This window comes from Micromonospora sp. CCTCC AA 2012012 (assembly GCF_040499845.1).
GTDB classification, from domain to species: domain Bacteria; phylum Actinomycetota; class Actinomycetes; order Mycobacteriales; family Micromonosporaceae; genus Micromonospora; species Micromonospora mangrovi.
The window spans coordinates 6140445-6160200 of the sequence record NZ_CP159342.1; the positions used below are offsets into that span (position 1 = coordinate 6140445).

Consider the following 19756-nt stretch of genomic DNA (forward strand, 5'->3'; position numbering starts at 1 on the left):
GCCGCAGCGCCGCCGGCCAGCCGGAATTCGGTCGCGTCGCACCGGGCGGGCCGCCTAGCGTCGGGAGGGCCATGCGCTTCTCACCGGCCGGCGATCCCGGCACTCCCGACGACCGGTCCGCCACCTGCTACCTGGTGTGGCTCGCCGGCCGGCACCCGTTCCTGTTCGGCGGCGGCATCGCGCTCGGCGTCGTCTGGATGGTGGCCCAGGCGCTGATGCCGGCCACCGTGGGCCGGGCGATCGACGCCGGCCTCACCCACCGTGACCCGGACGCCCTGCTCCGCTGGGGGGCCGCGCTGCTCGGGCTGGGCGTGCTCCAGGCGACCGCCGGGATCCTGCGGCACCGCTGCGCGGTGCACAACTGGCTGGCCGCCGCGTACCGGACCGTGCAGGTCACCGTCGAGGCCACCAACCGGCTGGGCGCCGCCCTGCCGCGCCGGGTGGCGGCCGGCGAGGTGGTCAGCATCGGTACGGCCGACATCGAGCACATCGGCAGCGCCGTCGACATCACCGCCCGGGGCACCGGTTCGGTGGTGGCCGTCGTGACGGTGGCGGTGATCCTGCTGGACGCCTCGGTGCCGCTGGGTCTGGTGGTGGTGCTCGGTGTGCCGCTGCTGATGGGGCTGGTCGCGCTGTTGATCCGGCCGCTGCACCGGCAGCAGCAGGCGTACCGGGACGCGGAGGGGCGGCTGACCGCCCGGGCCGGTGACATCGTCTCCGGGCTGCGGGTGCTGCGCGGGGTGGGCGGCGAGCCGGTGCTCTCCGGGCGGTACCGGGAGCAGTCGCAGGCGCTGCGGGCCGGTGGACTGCGGGTGGCCCGGGTGGAGTCGCTGCTCCAGGCCGCGCAGATCCTGCTGCCCGGCGTCTTCCTGGTGCTGGTGACCTGGCTGGGGGCCCGGTTCGCGCTGCGCGGTGAGATCAGCGCCGGTCAGCTCGTCGCCTTCTACGGCTACACCGCTTTCCTGGTCAGCCCGCTGCGTAACCTCACCGAGGCGGCCGACAAGCTGACCCGGGGGCACGTCGCGGCCCGCCGGGTGGTCCGGCTGCTGCGGCTCGCCCCGGAGCTGGTCGACCCGGCCCGGCCGGTTCCGCTGCCCGACGGGCCCGGCGAGCTGGTGGACGTCCGGTCGGGGCTGGTGCTGCGGCCGGGCGGGTTCACCGCGCTGGCCGCCACCGCCGGTGCGGACGCGACCGAGATCGCCGACCGCCTCGGCCGGTACGTCGACTCGGACGTGACCCTGCACGGCGTACCGCTGCGGGAGGTGGCGCTGGCGACGGTGCGCGCGCGGATCCTGGTGGCCGACAACGACGCGCACCTGTTCACCGGCCCGCTGCTCGCGGAGCTGGACCCGCACGGCGCGGGCGACCGGGCCGCCGTGGAGGCGGCCCTGGTCGCGGCGAGCGCGACCGACATCGTGGCCGCGCTCCCCGACGGGCTGGACAGCCGGGTGGCGGAGCGGGGCCGGGAGTTCTCCGGCGGGCAGCGGCAGCGACTGCGGCTGGCCCGGGCGCTGGTCGCCGACCCGGAGACGCTGATCCTGGTCGAGCCGACCAGCGCGGTGGACGCGCACACGGAGGCGCGGATCGCCGACCGGCTCGGCGCGGCCCGGCGCGGTCGCACCACGCTGGTCTGCACCACCAGCCCGCTGGTGCTGGGCCGGGCCGAGCACGTGGTCTTCGTGGAGGACGGCAAGGTGGTGGCCGAGGGCCGGCACGACGAGCTGCTCGCCGCCGAGCCGCGCTACGCGGCCACGGTGAGCCGGGAGGAGGAGGCGTGAGCACCGCGTTGCCGGTCGCCGACACCCGCCAGGTCCGGCGGTACGCCCGCGACCTGGTCCGCCGGCACCCGGCCGGCCTGGCCGTGGCGCTCGGCCTGCACGCGCTCGCCGCGGCGGCCGGTCTGGTCGCGCCGCGGCTGCTCGGCGACCTGGTGGAGGGGATCTCGCGCGGCGTCGCCGCCGTGACCGTCGACCGGATCGCGCTGGCCATCGCCGGTTTCGTGGTGGTCCAGTCGGTGCTGGTGCGCTTCGCGCACCTGGCCTCCGCCCGGCTCGGTGAGCGGGTCCTGGCGCAGCTGCGGGAGGACTTCGTCGACCGGGTGCTCGCCCTGCCGTTGTCCACGGTGGAACGGGCCGGCACGGGTGACCTGTTGACCCGCGCCTCGCGGGACGTCTCCGCGCTGTCCCGGACGGTCCGCTTCGCGGTGCCGGAGACGCTGATCTCGGTGGTCACGATCGTGCTGATCCTCGGCGCGCTCCTGCTGACCGGCCCGCTGCTGGCGCTGCCCTGCCTGCTCGCCGTGCCGGTGCTCTGGGCCGGCACTCGCTGGTACCTGCGCCGGGCACCGGCGGGTTACCTGCGGGAGAACGCCGCCTACTCGGACATCACCGACGGGATCAGTGAGACCGTCGAGGGTGCGCGGACCACGGAGGCGCTGCGTCAGCAGGCCCGCCGCCGGGCCCGCAGCGCCGCCGACATCCGCCGGTCGTACGCGGCCGAGCGTTACACCCTCCGCCTGCGGACGGTCTTCTTCCCGGTCGCCGAGATCGGGTACGTGGTGCCGGTGTCGGCCACCCTGGTCATCGGCGGCTGGTTCCACCTGAAGGGCTGGGTCAGCCTGGGCCAGGTCACCGCGGCCACCCTCTATGTCCAACAGCTCGTGGACCCGATCGACCGGCTGCTGTCCTGGTTGGACGAGTTCCAGGTCGGTGGGGCCTCGATGGCCCGGCTGCTCGGGGTGTCCGTGGACCCGCCCGCGTCCCCGGCCACCCCCGCCGGGCCCGTCCCGCCCGGCGCGGACCGTCGGGTCGCCGCGCACGACGTCCGGTACGCCTACCGGGAGGGGCACGACGTGCTGCACGGGGTGACCCTGGTGCCCCGGCCGGGGGAGAAGCTGGCCATGGTCGGTCCCTCGGGTGCCGGCAAGTCCACCCTCGGGCGGCTGCTGGCCGGGGTGCACGCGCCCCGGTCCGGCTCGGTGACCGTTGCCGGCCGGCCCCTGGTGGAGCTGCCCCTGGCGCAGCTGCGCGGTCACGTCGCCCTGGTCACCCAGGAGCACCACGTCTTCATCGGCACCCTGGCGGAGAACGTGGCGATGGTCCGTCCCGGCGCGGATCTTGCGCAGGTGCGGGGCGCGCTGGCCGCCGTCGACGCGTTGGACTGGGCCGACGCGCTCCCCGACGGCCTGACCACGGTGGTCGGCGCGGGTGGCCATCCGCTCTCCCCGGCGCAGGCGCAGCAGCTCGCGCTGGCCCGGCTGGTGCTGGCCGACCCGCACACCCTGGTCCTCGACGAGGCGACCTCGTTGATCGACCCGCGGGCCGCCCGGGCGCTGGAACGGTCGCTGGCGGCGGTGCTGCACGGTCGTACGGTGGTCGCCATCGCGCACCGGCTCTTCTCCGCGCACGACGCGGACCGGGTCGCGGTGGTGGAGGACGGTCGGATCACCGAGCTGGGCTCGCACGACGAGCTGGTCGCCGCCGACGGCTCGTACGCCGCCCTCTGGCGCTCCTGGCACGGCTGAGCGAGGGGCCCCCGGTGACGGATCACCGGGGCCCCCTCGCCGGGCCGGCGTCAGCTGCGGCGCAGGATGCGGTACGTGGCGAAGCCGCCGGTGGCCAGCGCGGCGAGGAAGACCAGCCAGACGATGGTGGTGCTCACCTTGACGCCGCCACCGGTGCCGACGTTCGCCGCGGCGGCGGCGACCAGCGAGTCGCTCTGCGCGGGCGGCAGCGCGGCCGGCGGGAGCTGCTGCCAGCGGACCAGCCCGGTGCTCTCCAGCATCGTCATGTGGTCGTTGACGAACTTGTTCGCCTCCTCGGCGAGCTTCCGCACGATCGGGTCGCGGGTGCTGGCCCGGACCGCCCCGATCACCGGGAAGATGTTGCCGTGGGCCACCCGGAGCCGGGTCACGAAGATCTGGTCGAACTGGGCGCCGGTGGCGTTCTGCATCTCGGTCAGCCAGCCCTGCTGCTGGGTGGTCGGCGTGGTCGGCAGGACGGCGCCGAGCTTGTTGGCCGCCTCCACCACGAGCTGGTCGAGGACGCCGTGCTGGCGGGAGATCTCCGCCCCGATCTCGCGTACCCGCTTGGACTGGCCCTTCTCGGCGGCCATGTTCCCGGCCGGCATCTCCCAGAGCCCGGCCAGCCGTACGCCGTTGAGCAGCGTCATGTCGGCGGCGTTCATCTGCTGACCGGGCGGGGGTGCCGCCTGTGCGGCCCCGGGCAGGACGCCGAGCCCGGCGACCAGGGTGACGAGCAGCACCGCCACCCGGTGCGCTGCCCGGCGGCGTGCGGATTCCAGCGGTGCCATGGTTGCGGTGCCCTCCTCGGTCCGTGCGCGGGTGTCGCGGACGGCCACGCGCAACGTCGACCGTCCGCACACTGGTACGGATCACCGGGCTGATCAGTTCAGCCGGCCGGCAAGCCGCGTCAGGCGGCGTCGAGGGGGTCGGCGAGGAGCCGCTCGAAGGCCAGCTCGGCCGCGCCGACCAGCGGCGCGTCCTCGCCCAGCTTCGGCGTACGCAGGCGGACGTGTTCCAGGCAGGCGCCCAGCCCGACCTGGTGCAGTCGGCTGCGCACCTGGGCGGCGGCGGCGAGGTAGAGGTCCCGCATCGTGCCGCCGAAGATGACCATCTCCGGGTTGAAGATGTTGACCAGGTTGCCGACGCCGAAGCCGAGCCAGTCGCCGGCCTGCCGGACGGCGATCTGCGCCCGGGTGTCGCCCCGGTCGGCGGCGTCGAAGACGGCCACCAGCGCGTCCCGTCCGCGCGCGTCGGAGCGACCGGCGGCGCGGAGCAGCCCGTACTCGCCGATCTCGGTCTCCCAGCAGCCGCGGGAGCCGCACTCGCAGCGGGCCCCGTCGCGGACCACCACCATGTGGCCGACCTCGCCGCCGTACCCGCCGTGGCCGGTGAGCCGCCGGCCACCGGCGATGATGCCGGCGCCGACGCCGACGTCCCCGTACAGGTAGATGACGTTGTCGCAGCCGGCCGCTACGCCCCGGGCGTGTTCGGCGAAGGCGGCCACGTCCGCCACGTTGCCGACGGTGATCGGCACGTCGATGCCGAGTTCGGCGGCGAGCGCGGCGCCGATCGGCTCGTCCACCCAGCCGGTGGTGGGGCCGAGCCGGACCAGGCCGTCGGCCTTGCGGACCATGCCGCAGACCGCGACGCCCGCCCCCACGCAGAGCGCATTGGGCGGGGCGTGCTGGTGCATCTCCTTGAGCGCGCCGGCCAGCAGCGGGGCGGTCTCCCCGGCGTCCAGGCCGCGCGGCCGTTCCAGCTCCCGGCGGTCGAGCACCTCACCGCCGAGACCGACGCGCGCGGCCCGCAGCCGGTCCACCTCGATCGAGTACGCGTACGCGTAGACCCGGTCCGACGCGGGCCGGACGACCAGTGACGGTCGTCCGGCCCGGCCGGTTTCCTTCGGCGTCCCCTCGCTGACCAGACCGGCGCCGGCCAGGTCGGCGGTCAGCGCACCGATGGTGCTGCGGTTGAGCCCGAGCGTGGTGGTGAGTTCCGCGCGGGTGGTCGCGCCGTGGACGTGCACGTGACGCAGCAGCGCACCGAGGTTCTGCCGCCGGATCTCGTCCTGGCTCGGTCCCACCCGCATGGTTCTGGTACTCCGTGTCCCGCTGGTCAGCGTCTGCCGGGACTCAGCGGACGCCGGTGGCGGCCGAGCGGCGGCGCGACAGCGCGTCGACACCTGCGGCCAGCAGCAGCACCAGGCCGGTGAAGATGTACTTCAGGCCCGAGCTGAGGTCGAGCAGTCCCATGCCGTTGATGATGACAGCCACCACCGCGCCACCCAGCACCGCGTTGATCATCCGGCCCTTGCCGCCGAAGAGGCTGGTGCCACCGATGACGGCTGCGCCGACCGCGTAGAGCAGGACGTTGCTACCGCCGGTGTTCGGGTCGACCGACCGGTCCTTGCTGGCGGCGATGATGCCGCCGACGGCGGCCATGGCGGAGCAGATGACGAAGGCGGAGATCTTCAGGCGGTCCACGTTGATGCCGGCCCGCCGCGCTGCCTCGGCGTTGCCGCCGACCGCGTAGAGGTGCCGGCCGTATCCGGTGCGGTTGAGCACGAAGGTCCAGAAGACCAGCAGCACCGCGATGATCGGCACGACCACCGGCATGCCCTTGTTGGAGGTGATCAACGGGTTGATGCTGCGCTCCTGGTTGAGCACGTACACGGCGAAGCCGAGCAGCACGGCGAGGCCGACGATCCGGGCGGCGACCACGGCGACCGGGTCGGTGAGCAGACCCCGGGCCACCCGGTTGCGGTGGCGCAGCAGTTGCGCGCCGGCATACCCGGCGACCGCGACGGCGGCGAGCAGCCAACCGACCAGGGGCGGAATGCGGCCGTTCTCGATGCCGACGATCACCTTGTCGTCGATCGAGATGTTCGTGCCCTCCTTCATCAGCAGCAGCACGATGCCCTGGAAGGCGAGGAAGCCGGCCAGGGTGACCACGAAGGACGGGATGCCGACCTTGGCGACCAGGAAGCCGATGATGAGGCCGATGACCGCGCCGGTGACCAGGGCGGCGAGCACCGCCACGTACCAGGGATAGCCGAGCACAGTGACCACGTTGGCCAGGATGGCCGCGCAGACACCGCTGGCGAAGCCGGCGGAGAGGTCGATCTCGCCGAGCAGCAGTACGAAGATCAGACCCATCGCGATCACGGTGACCGCGGCGCCCTGGGTGAACAGGTTCGCGAAGTTCGCCGCCGAGAAGAAGACCGGCCGGACGATCGCGAACACCAGGCAGAGCACGACGAGGCCGATGACGGCCGGCAGGGAGCCGAGGTCGCCACCGCGTACCCGGCCGAGGTAGTTGCGGACGTGGTCGCCGACGCTGGGTGCCGGAGCGACGGCTGCCGGCCCTTCCTTCTTCACGACGGTGGTGGTCATCGGACGGCTCCTGGGGTCGCGTCGGCCGGCTCGCTGCCGTTGCCCGTGTTGCCGCCGCCCTCGGCAGCGAGGCCGAGGTTGCCGGAACGGCCGGCGGTGATCAGCTCGACCACCTGCGAGTGGGTGATGTCGGTGGTCTTCACCTGGGCGACCATCTGACCGAGATAGAGCGCGGCGATGCGGTCGGAGACGGCGAAGACGTCGTTCATGTTGTGCGAGATGAGCACCACGGCCAGTCCCCGGTCGGCGAGCCGGCGGACCAGCTCCAGCACCTGGGCGGTCTGCGCGACGCCGAGCGCGGCGGTCGGCTCGTCGAGGATGACGAGCTTGCTGTTCCAGAGCACCGCCTTGGCGATCGCCACGGTCTGCCGCTGGCCGCCGGAGAGGCTGGAGACGTGCTGGCGCAGCGACTTGACGGTCCGGACGCTCAGGCCGGCCAGGGTCTCGGCGGCCATCTGCTCCATGGTGGGCTCGTCGAGCACGAGCCCGCTGCGCTTCTCCCGCCCGAGGAACATGTTCTGCACGATGTCGAGGTTGTCGCAGAGCGCGAGGTCCTGGTAGACGACCTCGATGCCCAGCGCGGCGGCGTCCCGCGGGCTGTTGATGTGCACCCGGTTGCCGTCGAAGAGGAACTCGCCGCCGTCCGTCGGGTAGATACCGCTGATGCACTTGACCAGGGTGGACTTACCGGCGCCGTTGTCGCCGACCAGCGCGGTCACCTCGCCGGGATGAGCGGCGAACGAGACGTCACGCAGGACCTGGACGGGACCGAAGCTCTTGTCGATCCCGCGCAGTTCCAGCAGGGGGGTTGCGGACACGGGGGTCTCCTTTGCGCGGAGGGGAGATCTCGGAGCCCGTCCGGTGGCGGGGCGCTGCCCGGCACGGTGGTCACCGTGCCGGGCAGCGCCGCCTGGAGCGGGGTTGACGCGTACGGGTCAGCTGATGCCGGCGTCGGCGCAGAGCTTGGCGTACGCCCCGGTGCAGAGCTCGTCCTTGGTCACGAAGCCGTCGGCGACGACGTCCTTGACGTTCTCCTTGTAGATGGCCTTCGGGGTCAGCAGCACGGAGGCCACCTCACGGCCACCCTCCGGGTCCTTGACCGTCTGACCGGTCTCCTTCTTCTCCCCCTTGGCCAGCGAGATGGCCAGGTCGGAGGCCGCCTTCGCCTCCTCCTTGATCGCCTTGTAGACGGTCATGCACTGGTCACCGGCGAGGATGTTCTGCAGGCCCTGCGCGGTCGCGTCCTGGCCGGTCACCGGCACCTTGCCGTTGAGCTTGTTCTTCTTCAGCACCGAGATGGCCGCGTTGCCGAGGCCGTCGTTGGCGGCGAGTACACCGTCGATCTTGCCCTTGGTCTGGGTGAGCATCTGCTCGAAGATCACGCCGGCCTGCGCGTTGTCCCAGTCCGGAACCGACTGGTCCGGGCCCTTGGTGTACTCCTTCGAGTCGAACTTCGGCTTGAGCACCGAGTCGTACCCGTTCTTGAACAGGGTGGCGTTGTTGTCGGTCGGCGAGCCGTTGAGGTAGGCCACGACCGGGTTCTTGGCGCCCTTGTCGGTCAGGCACTTGCTCAGGCCCTCGCCCTGCAGCTTGCCGACCGCCTCGTTGTCGAAGCTGACGTAGTACTGCGCCGAGCCACCCAGGGTGAGCCGGTCGTAGTCGATGGTGGCGACGCCCTGCGACTTCGCCTTGTCGAGCACGGCCTTGCCGGTGCCGGAGTCCAGGTTGACGATCATCAGCGCGGTCACGCCGTTGGTCAGCATGCCGTCGGCGATGGTGGAGAAGGCGGACTTGTCGCCCTGCGCGTTCTGGATGGTGTAGTCGACGCCGGCTGCCTTGAAGGCCTCCTCCAGGAACTTGCGGTCCGCGCCCTCCCAGCGGGCGGAGGACTTGCTGTCCGGGAGGATCACGCCGATTTTCGGCTTCTTGGCGCTGCCGCCGGCCTGGTTGCTGTCGGAGGAGTTGTCACCGCAGGCGGCCATGCTGCCGGTGGCCAGGAGGCCGACGGCGGCGAAGGTGAGGAAGCCCTTGCGCATCTGCACGGGTCCTTTCATGGGGGTGGGGGAAAGTGTCTACCGGTGTTTTGTTGTGTCCGGCAACGTATTCCGCATCGCGTCGCACGCGCAAGAGTGCCGAGGTCAGAAGTTTGTTGGCAGCGGTAACAATTCCGCAACGCGGTTGTCACCCGCGCGTCATCCCGCAGAGAGCGCTTCCCGCAGCGGCCCTGGTGAAGCCCCGACGATCATGGGATCGACGGGGTGGAGTGAGGGTCAGGCAGTGGTGGCGAGGGGAGCCGTGGTGGCGGCGGTGAGGGAGATCAGGTCGGCGGGGGCGAGTTGGAGCTGGAGGCCCCGGCGGCCGGCCGAGACGTAGATGGTGGGGTGGGCCAGCGCCGACGCGTCGAGGACGGTGGGGAGTCGCCGGCGCTGACCGAGCGGGCTGATGCCGCCGCGGACGTACCCGGTGGCCCGCTCGGCGACCGCGCGGTCGGCCATGGCGGCCCGCTTGCCGCCCACGGCGGCGGCCAGCGCCTTGAGGTCCAGCTCGCCGGTGACCGGGACGACGGCCACCGTCAGCGCGCCGTCGACCTCGGTGACCAGCGACTTGAACACCCGCTCCGGGGGCACCCCGAGGGCCGCCGCGACCAGCGCGCCGTAGTTCGGCGCGTCCGGAGCGACGTCGTACGGGTGGGTGCTGTGGCTGACCTTCCGTCTGGTCAGCAGCGCCGTCGCCGGAGTGCCCTGTCCCGCCATGCCGACAAGCTAACCCGGCCCCGGCCGGGCGGCGAGTCGAAAATCAGCCGGCCACCGGTCGACAGACCAGCACGGTGGGCGCACCGGCCACCCGGGTCAGCACCAGGCTCGCCGCCGCGTCGCCGGCCAGCCGCAGGTCCCGCCGGAGCTGCTCGGGCTCGAGCGCCGACCCGCGCTTGAGGATCTCCACCCGGCCCACCCGGCGCTCCCGCAGCAGCGCACGCAGTCGCTTCAGCGAGAACGGCAGCACGTCGGTGATCTCCAGGCAGCGGGCGAACGGGGTGGGGGCGGCGGTGTCGGCGTAGAGGTAGGCGATGGTCGGGTCGCCGAGGGTCGCGCCCAGCTCCCCGGCCAGCTCGGCGACGAGGTGTGCGCGGACCACCGCCGGGTCCGGGTCGTACAGGAACCGGCGGACCGGCCCGACGGCGGCCTCGGCGTTCCCGTCGCCGGTGAGTTGGTGACCGGCGCCGGTGCTCGGGGCGGAGGCGTCGGCCGGGGGGCGCTCCTTCTCGCGCAGCAGGGTGGCGCGGCGGCGCAGCTCGGCGAGGCGACCGCACCAGAGCGCGGCCTCGACCAGGTCGCCGTCGACGCTGACCCACTCCGCCTCGGCCCCGGCCGGGATCAGCGCGTGGTCCAGCCCCGGCGCCACCTTCACCACCGTGTACGGGACCCGTTCGGCGAGACCGGTGACGAAGTCCCACGGCGGCGAGTAGGACTTCGGGTCGAAGATCCGTCGCCCGGTGCCGGCCTTCCGGCGCGCCGGATCGCAGAAGACCGCCTCGACCCGGGTCACGTCGAACGCGGTCGCGTCGCCGCACTCCACGGTGCACAGGTCGGCCAGCCCGGCGGCGTCGGCGTTCGCGGCGGCCATCGCGGCGGTGGTCGGGTCGGCCTCCACCGCGTACACCCGGATGCCGGCGCGGGCGGCGGCCAGCGCGTCCGCGCCGAGGCCGCAGCCCAGGTCGGCCAGGGTCCGCACGCCGGCCGCCCGCAGCCGGGCGGCCCGCCGGTCGGCGACCACCCGGCGGGTGGCCTGCTCCAGCCCGGCGCGGGTGAGGAACATCCCGGCCGCGTCCGCCCCGAACTTGCCGACCGCGCGGCGGCGCAGCTCCGCCTGGGTGAGCGCGGCGGCGGCCAGCTCCGCCGGCATCCCGGTGGCGCGGAGCCGGGCCGCCGCGGCCAGCGGGTCGCCGCCGGCCAGCCCGGCGGCCGTCGCGAGCGCGGCCGACCCCTCGGGGGTACGCAGGGCGGCGAGCTGATCCAGGTCCACGCGCTCATTCTCCCGACCCGGTCCGGAGCGCCCGGCACCGGCCGGGGCGCCGGCACCTCGCCGTCGGGGCGGGGCGAGCGCGACACGACGGGTGATGCGTTGGCACTCTCCTTGACGGAGTGCTAGCCGAGGCATAACCTGCGATTAGCACTCTCCCATCGAGGGTGCCAGCTTCCGGGCTTCGGTCCGGGCGCTGAACGCCAGGCGGACCGGCACCCGCGACGACGGCCCCGCCCGGTGGCATGTGGCAGATTGACGCCGTTCGGCTCGCCGTTCGGCAACGAAACCAAGTACCCCAGGAGGGTATGCCCGTGACTACCGCGACCAAGGTTGCGATCAAGCCGCTCGAGGACCGCATCGTGGTCCAGGCGAACGAGGCTGAGACCACCACGGCGTCGGGCATCGTGATCCCCGACACCGCCAAGGAGAAGCCGCAGGAGGGCACCGTCCTCGCTGTCGGCCCGGGCCGGATCGACGACAAGGGCAACCGCGTGCCGATCGACGTCAAGGTCGGCGACACCGTCCTCTACTCGAAGTACGGCGGCACCGAGGTCAAGTACGCCGGCGAGGAGTACCTGGTGCTCTCCGCCCGCGACGTCCTCGCGGTCATCGAGAAGTAAGCAACCGATCAGTGTCGTTGCCCCGGTCCGGCTCGCCGGGCCGGGGCAGCGTCGCTTCGAAGGGACATTCATGGCGAAGATCCTGAGCTTCTCGGACGACGCCCGACACCTGCTCGAGCACGGTGTCAACGCCCTCGCGGACACGGTCAAGGTCACCCTCGGCCCGCGCGGGCGCAACGTCGTCCTGGACAAGAAATTCGGTGCGCCGACGATCACCAACGATGGTGTGACCATCGCCAAGGAGATCGAGCTCACCAACCCGTACGAGAACCTCGGCGCGCAGCTGGTCAAGGAGGTGGCGACGAAGACCAACGACGTCGCCGGCGACGGGACCACCACCGCGACCGTGCTGGCCCAGGCGATGGTCCGCGAGGGCCTGCGCAACGTGACCGCGGGCGCCAGCCCGTCCGGCCTCAAGCGCGGCATCGACGCGGCGGCCGCCAAGGTCTCCGAGGCGCTGCTCGGCCGGGCCGTCGAGGTCGCCGACAAGGAGTCGATCGCGCACGTCGCGACGATCTCCGCGCAGGACGCCACCATCGGCGAGCTGATCGCCGAGGCGATGGAGAAGGTCGGCCGGGACGGTGTCATCACCGTCGAGGAGGGCTCCGCGCTCACCACGGAGCTCGACGTGACCGAGGGGATGCAGTTCGACAAGGGCTTCATCTCCCCGAACTTCGTCACCGACCTGGAGTCGCAGGAGTCGGTCCTCGAGGACCCGTACATCCTCATCACCACGCAGAAGATCTCGGCGATCGAGGAGCTGCTGCCGCTGCTGGAGAAGGTCCTCCAGAACAGCAAGCCGCTGCTGATCGTCGCCGAGGACGTCGACGGCCAGGCGCTGTCGACCCTGGTGGTCAACTCGATCCGTAAGACCCTCAAGGTCTGCGCGGTCAAGGCCCCCGGCTTCGGCGACCGCCGCAAGGCGATGCTCCAGGACATGGCGATCCTGACCGGCGCCGAGCTGGTCGCTCCCGAGCTGGGCTACAAGCTCGACCAGGTCGGCCTGGAGGTGCTGGGCACCGCCCGTCGCGTCGTGGTCGACAAGGAGAACACGACCATCGTCGACGGTGGCGGCCAGGCCGCCGAGGTCACCGACCGGGTCGCGCAGATCCGCAAGGAGATCGAGGCCTCGGATTCCGACTGGGACCGGGAGAAGCTGGCCGAGCGGCTGGCGAAGCTCTCCGGCGGCATCGCGGTCATCAAGGTGGGCGCGGCGACCGAGGTCGAGATGAAGGAGCGCAAGCACCGCATCGAGGACGCCATCGCCGCGACCAAGGCCGCGGTCGAGGAGGGTACGGTCCCCGGCGGCGGTGCCGCGCTGGTCCAGATCCTGTCGGTGCTCGACGACGACCTGGGCTTCACCGGTGACGAGAAGACCGGTGTCTCGGTCGTACGCAAGGCGCTGGTCGAGCCGCTGCGGTGGATCGCCCAGAACGCCGGTCACGACGGCTACGTCGTGGTGCAGAAGGTCGCCGGCAAGGAGTGGGGCACCGGCCTCGACGCCGCCAAGGGCGAGTACGTCGACCTGGTGAAGTCCGGCATCATCGACCCGGTGAAGGTGACCCGCAACGCGGTAACCAACGCCGCCTCGATCGCCGGCCTGCTGCTCACCACCGAGAGCCTCGTGGTGGACAAGCCGGAGAAGGCCGAGCCGGCCGCCGCCGGTGGCCACGGCCACGGTCACGGCCACCAGCACGGCCCGGGCTTCTGACCCGACGCCGGACGGCATCATCAGGGCACACCGCCACCTCGGCGGTGTGCCCTGATCCGTATCTGATTACGGAACGCTGACGTCGGTGGCCGTCGGCCCCGGTGATCGACAAGACTGGTCCGGTGAGCAGCATCTCCCGCGGTCATGCCGCGCTGGCCGGGATCACCGCCGCCGCCGTGGCCATCGGTGCCGCCGAACCGGTGGCGGTCCTCACCGGTGCCCGCTCGGCACCGCTGATCGCGGTGGGTGGCGTGGTCGTCGACCTCGTTCCCGAGCCGGTCAAGCAGTTCGCCATCGCGGTCTTCGGCACGTACGACAAGATCGCCCTGCTGATCGGGACGGCGGTGCTGCTGGCGGCGGTCGCCGCGCTGCTCGGGGTGCTGGCGGCCCGCCGGCTCCGGGTCGGTCTCGCGGGCATCGCCGCGTTCGCCGTCCTCGGGTCGGCCGCCGCCCTCACCCGGACCGGCGCGAACGTCTTCGACGCGCTGCCGTCGCTGGTCGGTGGGGCGCTGGGCGGGCTGACCCTCTGGCTGCTCCTGGCCGGCCCCCTCCAACCCCACATCTGGGCCTGGACGCCTCCCACACCGAGCACCCCGCCCCACCCCGAGCCGCCCACCGCCGGCCCGGAACGCGCCGCCGAGGGCGCGGCGCCCGCCGGCCCGCAGCCGCCGTCGGCGCCGGTCCCGCCGGTGGTACGCCCCGTGGCGGCCCACGGTGAGGAGTCGGACCCGGAGGGACGGCGACGGTTCCTGACCGGGGCGGGCGCACTGCTGGGCGCGGCGGCGGTGGCCGGGCTCGGCGGACACTGGCTGGCCGGTCGGCGGGGTGTCTCCAGCGCCCGGCAGGCGGTCGTCCTGCCCACCCCGTCCGCACCGGCTCCCGCGGTCCCGGCCGGTGCGGACCTCGGGCTCGCCCGGCTGGCTCCCTACGTGACGCCGAACGCGGACTTCTACCGGATCGACACCGCGCTGGTGGTGCCGCAGGTGGATCCGGCGACCTGGCGGCTGCGGATCCACGGGCGGGTCCGCAAGCCGATCGAGCTGAGCTTCGCCGACCTGCTCGCCCGGCCGATGGTGGAGCGGTACGTGACACTCGCCTGCGTCTCCAACGAGGTGGGCGATGACCTGATCGGCAACGCGCGTTGGCTGGGTGTGCCGATCAAGGAGCTGCTGGACGAGGCGGAGCCGGAGGAGGGGGCCGACCAGGTGGTGGGCCGCTCGGCCGACGGCTGGACCTGCGGCACCCCGACGGCGGCGCTGCGGGACGGGCGGGACGCGTTGCTCGCGGTCGGCATGAACGGCGAGCCGCTGCCGGTCGAGCACGGCTTCCCGGTCCGGATGGTGGTGCCCGGTCTCTACGGGTACGTCTCGGCCTGCAAGTGGGTGACCGAGCTGGAGCTGACCAGCTTCGCCGACTTCGACGCGTACTGGGTGCCGCGCGGGTGGTCCGCGCAGGGGCCGATCAAGACGCAGTCCCGGATCGACACCCCCCGCCCCCGCGGCCGACTCAGCGCCGGCCCGGTGACGGTCGCCGGGGTGGCCTGGGCCCAGCACCGGGGCGTCCGCACGGTCGAGGTACGCGTCGACGGCGGTCCCTGGCGGGAGGCGACGCTCGCCCCGGCGGTCTCGGTGGACACCTGGGTGCAGTGGTCCTGGCGGTGGGACGCCACCCCGGGTGAGCACACCCTCCAGGTCCGGGCCACGGATGCCGAGGGCGTCACCCAGCCCGAGCAGCGGCGTCCGGTCGCACCGGACGGCGCCACCGGCTGGCACACCGTCAAGGTCACCGTCGGCTGACCGGGGTCGCCCTGGCCGACCAGCACGTGCGTCGCTCGGTCGTCGGGTCCGCGTAGCGTTTCGGCCGGCGGGAGGGTGGGGTCGTGGGGCGGCCGTGCCGCCGCCCCGGTCCGGCAGGGAGCCGTCACCGGCGTCGGGGAACGCCGTACGCGGGACGTCGCGGTGTCCCGCCGGAATCAGTAGGCGTTCGGGTAGTACGCCACCGACCAGCCGCGATAGGAGCCGTGGTCGAGGTAGCCGGCCACGCCGACCGCGCCGCCCACCGAGGTGCCGATGACCTTGCCCTCGCCCAGGCTGATCGCGACGTGCCCGGTGTCGGCCGAGTTGTGGTACCAGACCAACGCACCGCGCGGCGGGATGCCGGAGGTGTTCAGGTAGCCGTGGCTGCTCTCCCAGTCGCCGCCGATCTCGGCGGTGCTCCAACCCGAGCCGCCCCAGCCGTACGCCAGGGCGGTGAACTTGAGGCAGAGGTTCTCGTACGCCGTGGAGCGGTAGTTCTGGAACGCCCAGTCGATGGCGCCGTTGGGGGAGCGCGGGTTGGTCTTCGAGGAGGGCTCGGCGCCGACGTAGACGCAGCTGTTGACGATCTGCCCGTCCGAGCCGGTGTAGACGTAGGCGTCGGAGACCATGCCGCCGTTGGAGAGGAAGTCCCACATGGTCGTGGTGCCGTAGGTGCCGGTCACGGACTGGCCGGTGGTCTGGCAGAGCAGCGTGACGCTGGCCCCGTCGGCGACCGTACGCCAGGAGTCGTAGCCGCTGGACGGGCCGGAGCGGACGTTGAGGTCGGCGCCGGAGGTGTTGATGGTGCCGGTGGCGGAGCTGGCGTACGCCTGGGCGACGCCGGGTACGGCGCCGACCAGACCGGTGACGAGTGCGGTGGTGACGGCGAGCGCACCGGCTCGGCGTCTCCCCAATCCATCGAAAGGTTTCCACATATCGCTGAAGCTAGTGAGTGGGAATCCCGCCGTCCATCGACGAAAGGGCGATACGCACGCGCCGACGCCGCGCCCCGGAACCCGGGACGCGGCGTCGGTGAGATCAGGTCGTTCAGGCGATCTTGCGCTGGTCCGGCACGGCGGACTTGTGCGGGCGACCCAGCCGGGCCTCCAGCCGGGCCACGTCGACCCGGGCCTGCCGGCGGTCGGCGCAGTCCTCCCAGCCGACGGCGAGCAGCCGCAGCCGCTCGGACTCGCTGAAGCCGCCCCAGACGCCGTACGGCTCGCGGACGGCGAGGGCGTGCGCGGCGCACTCCGCCCGCACCGGGCAGGCGCCGCAGACGGCCTTGGCGCCGGACTCACGGCGCAGGCGCGAGGAGCCGCGCTCGCCGTCCGGGTGGAAGAACTGTGCGCTGTCCCGGCCCCGGCAGGCACCGAGCCGCTGCCAGTCCCAGAGATCGACGATGGGTCCGGGCAGTCTACGTACGTTCGACATCAGCACCCCTCCTCCCGCGCGGCACCGCGGAATCCTTCGTGGCCACCTACCGGGTCGGTGGTCCGCGCGGGACACCCGTTTCCGGCCTGGCGTCTCGGTACCCGGGCTTTCCCGCCCTCACACATCTGTGATCGAAAACCTCGGACAACTAGCGGCATATGACCCAGATGTCGGAAAAGTTCAGATGATTACCCGGAACCTCCTCGGCGGCCGACCCGGTCGTGGTCTGCTCTGAGTCGGAGAGGAGACCACAGTGCGTAGCGTTCTCGTGTGCGTTCGGACACCGCTCGCGGCTCAGCATCTGAGTTCCGCGGCAGCACGACTCGGGCTGTCCGGAGTCGTCCGGACGGCCGTCTCCGATCCCGAGGTGATGCTCCGGCTCGCCGAGCGGCCGGCCGACGTCATCCTCGCGGACACCGCCCTCACCCGGCCGGACAGCGCCGGCTTCGTGCGCCGGGTGCTCGCCCGCGCGCCGCAGGCCGCCGTGGTGCTGCTCGGCACCGAGGAGTCGGAAGCGGCCGCCGCCACCATCAGTGCCGGAGCCCGCGGCCTCATCCAGAACGTCGACCACGACCTGACCAGCGCGGTCGCCAAGGCATTGCTGCTGCTCTCGGCGCCCGGTCGGACCGCCCGCAACCGGGTGACCGACCCGGCGCGGGACGCGGCCGTCGCCGGTGCTGCCCGGTCCACCCCGCCGGGGCGTACGCCGGGTGGCGCGACGTGGCCGGCGGAGGCCGGCGGGGGCTCGCCGGCGATGGTGCCGGTGCAGCGCGGCGACGACGAGGCCGAGGCGACCGGCGACCAACCGGAGCCGGCGCTGCCGACCGGCCAGCGCGGGGCGACCACCCCGCGGGCCGGACGCTCCTCGGTCGGGCTGACCGAGCGCGAACTCCAGGTGCTGCTCGGCATGGCCGAGGGCAAGAGCAACGCGGAGATCGGCCGGGAGCTGTTCGTCTCGGAGGACACCGTCAAGACCCACGCCCGGCGGCTGTTCCGCAAGCTCGGTGCCCGGGACCGGGCGCACGCCGTGGCGGCCGGTTTCCGGGCCGGCCTCGTCGCCTGAGCCCGGCGGCGTCACCCCGGCTCAGTCGTCGGCGGGGGAGTCGTCCTCGGTGCCCTCGGTCAGCGTGTCGTGCACCCCGTCGGCGTAGCCGCGCGCGTAGTCCCAGGTGACGTAGTGGTCCGGGTCCGGGTCGTAGGCCGGCTCGTGCACCCGGGGTCGGCCGGAGCTCAGCAGGTGGCGCAGGTTGCCCCGAAGCAGGTCCCAGTCGAAGTAGTGCGGCTCACGGCAGTCCTCGCACTCGATGACCAGCCCGCGCACCCCGATCGGGGCGAGCAGGGCCTGGTAGATCTCCAGGTCGGCCAGATCCTCGAGGACGTCCTGCCGTTCCACGTCGGTCAACGGGTCGAGCGGATCCTCCTCCCGTGGATCGTGCAGGCCGGCAGCCGGATCGGCCGGGTCGCCGTTGAACGGGTCGATGGGCTCGTCGTGCACCCCCTCACCGTAGTCCCCGTCGCCCGTTCCGGCCTGCCCCCGGCCGGTCCCGCTCCCCCCGCCGACCCGGGCTGCCACTGCCGGGGCCCGCCCAGCTCAATGGGTACGATGAAGCGACGCGCCGTTCACCCGGCGTGCGCCGGTGCCCGCCCGCGCCACCTCGCTGAAGCCCGTCCGAGCAGCTCAGGGGAGCAACTGTGGAGAATTCGCCCAGCACCGACCTTCAGGCAGGCGCCGAACCGGGTGGCCACCTGCCGGAGCTGCCGGCTGGCTCCGCCCGGGTGGTGCCGCTCGGCCTCACCTTCGACGACGTGCTCCTGCAGCCCGGTGAGTCGGACGTCGTACCCAGCCGGGTCAACACCCGGACCCGGCTCACCCGCAACGTCGAGCTGACCGTCCCGCTGCTCTCCAGCGCGATGGACACCGTCACCGAGGCGCGGATGGCGATCGCCATGGCCCGCCAGGGCGGCATCGGCGTGCTGCACCGCAACCTCTCCGTGGAGGACCAGGCGCTCCAGGTCGACCTGGTCAAGCGCTCCGAGTCCGGCATGATCACCAACCCGGTGACGGCCCGGCCGGACGACACCCTCCGCGAGGTCGACGAGCTCTGCGGGCGCTACCGCATCTCCGGCGTACCGGTGGTGGACGGCGACGGCCAGCTCGTCGGCATCGTGACCAACCGCGACATGCGGTTCGTCTCGGACCCGGCCACCCCGGTCCACTCGATCATGACCCGGACCCCGCTGGTCACCGCCCAGGTCGGGGTGAGCAAGGACGACGCCCTCGACCTGCTGCGCCGGCACAAGGTGGAGAAGCTGCCGATCGTCGACGAGACCGGCCGGCTGCGCGGGCTGATCACCGTCAAGGACTTCACCAAGAGCGAGCAGTACCCGAACGCCACCAAGGACGACGCCGGTCGGCTCCGGGTCGCCGCCGCGGTCGGCGTGGGCGAGGACTCCTACAAGCGGGCCCGCACCCTGGTCGACGCCGGGGTGGACGTGATCATCGTGGACACCGCGCACGGTCACCAGCGGGCGGTGCTGGACATGGTCCGTCAGCTCAAGAAGGACGTCGCCATCGACATCGTCGGCGGCAACGTGGCCACGTACGCGGGGGCGAAGGCGCTGGTCGACGCCGGCGCGGACGGCGTCAAGGTGGGCGTCGGCCCGGGTGCCATCTGCACCACCCGGATCGTCGCCGGGGTGGGCGTACCGCAGATCACCGCGATCATGGAGGCAGCCCGGGCGGCCCGGCCGGCCGGCGTCCCGGTGATCGGCGACGGCGGCATCCAGTATTCCGGCGACATCGCCAAGGCCCTGGTGGCCGGTGCCGACACGGTGATGCTCGGCAGCCTGCTGGCCGGCTGCGAGGAGAGCCCCGGCGAGCTGATCTTCATCAACGGCAAGCAGTACAAGGCCTACCGGGGGATGGGCTCGCTCGGCGCGATGCAGTCCCGCGGCCAGGCCAAGTCCTACTCCAAGGACCGCTACTTCCAGCAGGACGTGCTCGCCGAGGACAAGCTCGTCCCCGAGGGCGTCGAGGGCCAGGTGCCCTACCGGGGCCCGCTCTCCGCGGTCGCCCACCAGCTCATCGGCGGGCTGCGCGCCGCGATGGGGTACGTCGGCGCGGAGAGCATCCCCGAGCTGCACCGGCGTGGCCAGCTCATCCGGATCACCGCGGCGGGGCTCAAGGAGAGCCACCCGCACGACATCCAGATGACCGTCGAGGCGCCGAACTACCACTCCCGCTGACCCATCACCCCCAA

General features: G+C 72.7%; 17 protein-coding genes. 7 read left to right on the forward strand and 10 right to left on the reverse strand.

Annotated features, from left to right (window positions below):
- Positions 1-71 precede the first annotated feature (71 nt).
- A complete protein-coding gene (locus ABUL08_RS27890; RefSeq protein WP_350932998.1) occupies positions 72-1778 on the forward strand; it encodes an ABC transporter ATP-binding protein in 1707 nt (568 codons plus the stop codon).
- Entirely contained in the window at positions 1775-3523 is a 1749-nt protein-coding gene (locus ABUL08_RS27895; protein ID WP_350932999.1) for an ABC transporter ATP-binding protein, read from the forward strand. The genes ABUL08_RS27890 and ABUL08_RS27895 overlap by 4 nt, the downstream gene beginning before the upstream one ends.
- Positions 3524-3573: 50 nt before the next feature.
- Here the strand turns inward: ABUL08_RS27895 and ABUL08_RS27900 are convergent, their stop codons facing one another.
- The 7 genes from ABUL08_RS27900 to ABUL08_RS27930 all read right to left on the reverse strand — a co-directional run bounded on the left by ABUL08_RS27900 (position 3574) and on the right by ABUL08_RS27930 (position 10938).
- Complete coding sequence (locus ABUL08_RS27900; protein ID WP_350933000.1) at positions 3574-4311, reverse strand: DUF4142 domain-containing protein; 738 nt, start codon at positions 4309-4311, stop codon at positions 3574-3576.
- A gap of 119 nt (positions 4312-4430) precedes the next feature.
- A complete protein-coding gene (locus ABUL08_RS27905) occupies positions 4431-5612 on the reverse strand; it encodes an ROK family protein (protein WP_350933001.1) in 1182 nt (393 codons plus the stop codon).
- Between the two features lie 43 nt (positions 5613-5655).
- Positions 5656-6915, reverse strand: coding sequence for a sugar ABC transporter permease (locus ABUL08_RS27910; RefSeq protein ID WP_350933002.1), 1260 nt, complete (start codon positions 6913-6915; stop codon positions 5656-5658).
- Positions 6912-7733, reverse strand: a complete 822-nt coding sequence (locus ABUL08_RS27915; protein WP_350933003.1) for an ATP-binding cassette domain-containing protein — start codon at positions 7731-7733, stop codon at positions 6912-6914. The genes ABUL08_RS27910 and ABUL08_RS27915 overlap by 4 nt, the downstream gene beginning before the upstream one ends.
- A gap of 117 nt (positions 7734-7850) precedes the next feature.
- Positions 7851-8951 carry a sugar ABC transporter substrate-binding protein gene (locus ABUL08_RS27920; RefSeq protein WP_350938877.1) on the reverse strand — a complete coding sequence of 367 codons (1101 nt, stop codon included), beginning with the start codon at positions 8949-8951 and terminating at the stop codon, positions 7851-7853.
- 234 nt (positions 8952-9185) lie between these two features.
- On the reverse strand, positions 9186-9668 hold the full coding sequence (gene ybaK / locus ABUL08_RS27925) for a Cys-tRNA(Pro) deacylase (RefSeq protein ID WP_350933004.1): 483 nt from the start codon (positions 9666-9668) through the stop codon (positions 9186-9188).
- Positions 9669-9711: 43 nt separating this feature from the next.
- Positions 9712-10938, reverse strand: coding sequence for a THUMP-like domain-containing protein (locus ABUL08_RS27930; protein ID WP_350933006.1), 1227 nt, complete (start codon positions 10936-10938; stop codon positions 9712-9714).
- A gap of 305 nt (positions 10939-11243) precedes the next feature.
- Here ABUL08_RS27930 and groES point away from each other — a divergent pair, with 305 nt between their 5' ends.
- The 3 genes from groES to ABUL08_RS27945 all read left to right on the forward strand — a co-directional run bounded on the left by groES (position 11244) and on the right by ABUL08_RS27945 (position 15065).
- Positions 11244-11558 carry a co-chaperone GroES gene (gene groES, locus ABUL08_RS27935; RefSeq protein ID WP_018222648.1) on the forward strand — a complete coding sequence of 105 codons (315 nt, stop codon included), beginning with the start codon at positions 11244-11246 and terminating at the stop codon, positions 11556-11558.
- Positions 11559-11628: 70 nt separating this feature from the next.
- Positions 11629-13269 carry a chaperonin GroEL gene (groL, locus tag ABUL08_RS27940; protein ID WP_350933007.1) on the forward strand — a complete coding sequence of 547 codons (1641 nt, stop codon included), beginning with the start codon at positions 11629-11631 and terminating at the stop codon, positions 13267-13269.
- 122 nt (positions 13270-13391) lie between these two features.
- Complete coding sequence (locus ABUL08_RS27945) at positions 13392-15065, forward strand: molybdopterin-dependent oxidoreductase (protein WP_350933008.1); 1674 nt, start codon at positions 13392-13394, stop codon at positions 15063-15065.
- Positions 15066-15241: 176 nt separating this feature from the next.
- Here the strand turns inward: ABUL08_RS27945 and ABUL08_RS27950 are convergent, their stop codons facing one another.
- Together ABUL08_RS27950 and ABUL08_RS27955 are read right to left on the reverse strand one after the other, a co-directional pair.
- A complete protein-coding gene (locus ABUL08_RS27950) occupies positions 15242-15979 on the reverse strand; it encodes a hypothetical protein (RefSeq protein ID WP_350933009.1) in 738 nt (245 codons plus the stop codon).
- Between the two features lie 133 nt (positions 15980-16112).
- The gene (locus ABUL08_RS27955) at positions 16113-16496 is read right to left on the reverse strand and encodes a WhiB family transcriptional regulator (protein WP_350933011.1); all 384 of its coding nucleotides are present in this window, start codon (positions 16494-16496) and stop codon (positions 16113-16115) included.
- A gap of 253 nt (positions 16497-16749) precedes the next feature.
- On the opposite strand from ABUL08_RS27955, the gene ABUL08_RS27960 reads away from it, so the two are divergent.
- A complete protein-coding gene (locus tag ABUL08_RS27960; RefSeq protein ID WP_350933012.1) occupies positions 16750-17559 on the forward strand; it encodes a response regulator transcription factor in 810 nt (269 codons plus the stop codon).
- 21 nt (positions 17560-17580) lie between these two features.
- Here ABUL08_RS27960 and ABUL08_RS27965 read toward each other — a convergent pair whose 3' ends face one another.
- Positions 17581-17991, reverse strand: a complete 411-nt coding sequence (locus ABUL08_RS27965) for a DUF5319 domain-containing protein (RefSeq protein WP_350933013.1) — start codon at positions 17989-17991, stop codon at positions 17581-17583.
- Positions 17992-18188: 197 nt separating this feature from the next.
- Here ABUL08_RS27965 and guaB point away from each other — a divergent pair, with 197 nt between their 5' ends.
- Positions 18189-19742 carry an IMP dehydrogenase gene (gene guaB / locus ABUL08_RS27970; protein ID WP_350933014.1) on the forward strand — a complete coding sequence of 518 codons (1554 nt, stop codon included), beginning with the start codon at positions 18189-18191 and terminating at the stop codon, positions 19740-19742.
- The last annotated feature ends 14 nt before the right edge of the window (positions 19743-19756 follow it).

What these genes read in the sequence shown, in the direction of transcription:
- ABUL08_RS27910 (WP_350933002.1), bottom strand. Translation starts at nt 6,915, where the DNA reads ATGACCACCACCGTCGTGAAGAAGGAAGGGCCGGCAGCCGTCGCTCCG.
- groL (WP_350933007.1), top strand. Translation starts at nt 11,629, where the DNA reads ATGGCGAAGATCCTGAGCTTCTCGGACGACGCCCGACACCTGCTCGAG.
- ABUL08_RS27890 (WP_350932998.1), top strand. Translation starts at nt 72, where the DNA reads ATGCGCTTCTCACCGGCCGGCGATCCCGGCACTCCCGACGACCGGTCC.
- ABUL08_RS27905 (WP_350933001.1), bottom strand. Translation starts at nt 5,612, where the DNA reads ATGCGGGTGGGACCGAGCCAGGACGAGATCCGGCGGCAGAACCTCGGT.
- ABUL08_RS27955 (WP_350933011.1), bottom strand. Translation starts at nt 16,496, where the DNA reads ATGTCGAACGTACGTAGACTGCCCGGACCCATCGTCGATCTCTGGGAC.
- ABUL08_RS27900 (WP_350933000.1), bottom strand. Translation starts at nt 4,311, where the DNA reads ATGGCACCGCTGGAATCCGCACGCCGCCGGGCAGCGCACCGGGTGGCG.
- groES (WP_018222648.1), top strand. Translation starts at nt 11,244, where the DNA reads ATGCCCGTGACTACCGCGACCAAGGTTGCGATCAAGCCGCTCGAGGAC.
- ybaK (WP_350933004.1), bottom strand. Translation starts at nt 9,668, where the DNA reads ATGGCGGGACAGGGCACTCCGGCGACGGCGCTGCTGACCAGACGGAAG.
- ABUL08_RS27920 (WP_350938877.1), bottom strand. Translation starts at nt 8,951, where the DNA reads ATGCGCAAGGGCTTCCTCACCTTCGCCGCCGTCGGCCTCCTGGCCACC.